4 protein-coding genes are annotated in these 1,932 nt (G+C 59.6%); all 4 read right to left on the reverse strand.

From position 1 onward, the window contains the following. Positions 1-153: 153 nt before the first annotated feature. Positions 154-315, reverse strand: a complete 162-nt coding sequence (locus VGP75_RS06585) for a hypothetical protein (RefSeq protein WP_327542893.1) — start codon at positions 313-315, stop codon at positions 154-156. 2 nt (positions 316-317) lie between these two features. Beyond that, positions 318-1,037, reverse strand: coding sequence for a hypothetical protein (locus tag VGP75_RS06590; protein ID WP_327542894.1), 720 nt, complete (start codon positions 1,035-1,037; stop codon positions 318-320). Next, positions 1,034-1,258, reverse strand: a complete 225-nt coding sequence (locus VGP75_RS06595; RefSeq protein WP_327542895.1) for a hypothetical protein — start codon at positions 1,256-1,258, stop codon at positions 1,034-1,036. Before VGP75_RS06595 ends, VGP75_RS06590 begins: the two co-directional genes overlap by 4 nt. Next, a partial coding sequence (locus tag VGP75_RS06600) for a helix-turn-helix domain-containing protein (RefSeq protein WP_327542896.1) occupies positions 1,255-1,932 on the reverse strand: 678 nt, incomplete at its 5' end. The genes VGP75_RS06595 and VGP75_RS06600, both read right to left, overlap by 4 nt.

Below are 1,932 nucleotides of genomic sequence, written 5' to 3' on the forward strand. Positions count from 1 at the left end.
CGCGCTGTAGGGTCGGCTCATTGGCGTTGACGAGGCTGGCATTGATAGCCTTGAGGCGCCGATGTTTTGAGTTAGCCACGGGGATGGGTTGATCCGGCCCCCTTCCCTTTGGCGCCTTGAAACCGATGATGCCCGTCAGAATGCCTTTCTTCGTCATAACTTGGCCTCCAACGCTGCCAGCACCGCCGCAGCGGGCCAGCCCTCGGCTATCAGCCCGGCCCTTATCATTTCATCGCGGGCACCGCCTGCGCGCATGTATTGAACGCGGGTTTTGACGGTGCGGATGGTTTCAGCCTGTTCTGGGGTGATGGTCATGCCTATGCCCTCGCTGCCTTGGGGCCGACGGCCTTGATGATGTTCGCTTGGCGCTTTTCAAACTCGACAACCTTGGCAATCGCCTGATCCATATCGCGCAGCACTTTTTCGGCGTTTTCCAAGTGAATCCGCGCGTTGCTCACATCCTTCATGCGAGCGTCGCGCCAAGCGCGCATTTCGATCAACAGCGCGTCCATTTCGTCGTTGCTGCCATCCGGTCCGAACATTTCTTCGCGGATCTCAGCCACCCAACCGGGCATGACGCCGCTACCGATCGTCTCCGCGACGGTTTTGTCAGTCTCTTGGCCTTTGTATCTCTTGCTGTCGTCGTCATAAACGTCTTCGAGAATACCAATGATCTCGCGCTTTTGTTTGGGTGTCGCTTGACGCAGTGAAGTTACGGTAGCAGGCGGTTTTTCCATTGGCTTGTCCCTTCCAAGTGCATGAGTGGTGGTGGTGGTGTCACCGCTGGAATTTGCAGTGACAGCGCGGCGGCTGGCTTCGCACGCAGGGCAGCGCAGTTTCTTCTTCACCAGCGCCCACCCTTGGGCTTCGATCTTCCGAATGGCTTGCCCGTCATTGGAAAGCGCCATGACAATGCGTCCGCGACCTCCGGGGCAGTTTCCATGTGCCGCTCTAACGTCTTCGGTCGCGCCGCAATCAGCGCAGGTGCATCGGGCCAGCTCCTCGCCTCTCGGCCCCTTGATGGCCTCTATGGTCATGCCCCTGCCCTCCGTGACTTGAATACAAGGATAGGGTGGCGCTCTGCCGGCGGCTGCGCTGGCGCGGGGCGCGCTTTGTCCACTTTTGCCTGCAAGCTCTCGACTTTGCGCTCCAGCGCTACCTTTGCGCGGCGCATGTTCTCGCCATCCCTGCGAAGGCGGGTGATTGTTTCGGCCTGCGCTTCGATCTGGGCGTTCAATCTGGCGACGATCTGCTTCATGCGCGCACCCATGCGGTTACGGGTTTATTGTTGCTCGTCCGCACAATCCCGCCTTCTCGGATCAGGCCAAGTCGGGCGAGGTTACGCATGATGCCGGAAACGGTGTGGCGCCTCATGCCTAGCATTTCCGCCACCTGATAACCTGCGCGGGGTTCATCCAGCGCGCCCAGAACGGCGGCGCGGTTTTTCTCACTCTGCTCAGATATGATTACCGTCAGCGATTTCTTCGGCGGATCACCCAACGGCTTGCCGGTGCGCGACCACTTGCGGGGCACCTGCCGCCCGTCGGCGCGGTTTGGGAATGTCTCGCACGTCACCAGACCCTCCGCCTCAAACTCCTTCATCCGCGAAAAAATCGTGATCATTGAGCGGTCCAGTCGCTCTGCAATCTCGCGCTCTGTCATCGGCTCTGTCAGCACGTCAATTACCCGCTGTCGCGCCATCTGCTGCTGCATCGCGTTATTTATCGTGCGTCCGTCGATTTTCGTTGGCTTTGGCAGTTGTGGCGCGGGTTTGTTGCTCATCGCCTCTATCATTTTAACGGGCTGTGCGGGCGTAACGCGCGTTGCCTTCCTTGCCTCGATGGGGGCGTGCACCTGACGGCGCGCAATGGCGCGCATCTTTGCATGGTCGGCGTCCGTCATCGCAAACAGATCATCGTGGATTGCGACGGA

The sequence above is a fragment of the Yoonia sp. genome (assembly GCF_036007805.1).
Lineage (GTDB): Bacteria > Pseudomonadota > Alphaproteobacteria > Rhodobacterales > Rhodobacteraceae > Yoonia.